We start from the raw sequence: 840 nt of genomic DNA on the forward strand, positions 1-840 counted from the left end.
TAGGGTCAGGACCCATTGATTTGAGAGGCGCGATCTGATTCAGGCTCTGTAAGGAGACTGAGGATGGGTGACCTATACTGGCTGACAAATGAGCAGATGGCGCGTTTGCGGCCGTACTTTCCCAAGAGCCACGGCAAGCCGCGCGTTGATGATCGTCGGGTGTTGAGCGGCATTGTTTTCGTCAATCGCAACGGGCTGCGATGGCGGGATGCGCCGAAGGAGTATGGCCCTCACAAGACGCTGTACAACCGTTGGAAGCGCTGGGGTGAGATGGGCATCTTCCTCCGCATGATGGAAGGGTTGGCGGCCGAGGGTTCCGATCCGAAGACCGTCATGATCGACGCCACCTATTTGAAGGCGCACCGCACGGCATCGAGCCTGCGGGTTAAAAAGGGGATCTTGGGCGCCTGATCGGTCGCACCAAAGGCGGCATGAACACGAAGCTTCACGCTGTCACCGACGCAAACGGCCGCCCGCTCAGCTTCTTCATGACTGCTGGCCAGATCAGTGATTACACTGGTGCGGCAGCGCTACTGGACGATCTGCCAAAGGCGCGCTGGCTGCTGGGCGACCGCGGCTACGACGCCGACTGGTTCAGGGATGCCTTGCAGGCCAAGGGTATTGAACCCTGCATCCCAGGTCGGAAATCTCGCCTCCAACCCGTCAAATACGACAAGCGCCGGTACAGACGCCGCAGCCGTATCGAGATCATGTTCGGACGCTTGAAGGACTGGCGTCGCGTCGCCACCCGCTACGATCGGTGTCCAACGGTCTTCTTCTCCGCCATCGCACTGGCAGCCACCGTCATCTTCTGGCTCTGATCAGTGAGTCCTGACCCTA

Annotated in this window: 1 protein-coding gene; it reads left to right on the top strand. The window is 59.8% G+C overall.

What is annotated here, in order from left to right; all coding sequences use genetic code 11:
* The first annotated feature begins 63 nt into the window (after positions 1 to 63).
* A protein-coding gene (locus tag ACODSN_RS16375; RefSeq protein ID WP_489056550.1) for an IS5 family transposase occupies positions 64 to 821 on the top strand; the annotation gives its coding sequence in 2 pieces (ribosomal slippage) (positions 64 to 397 and positions 397 to 821; 759 coding nt in all).
* Positions 822 to 840 lie beyond the last annotated feature (19 nt).

This window comes from Sphingobium sp. FG11 (assembly GCF_057809915.1).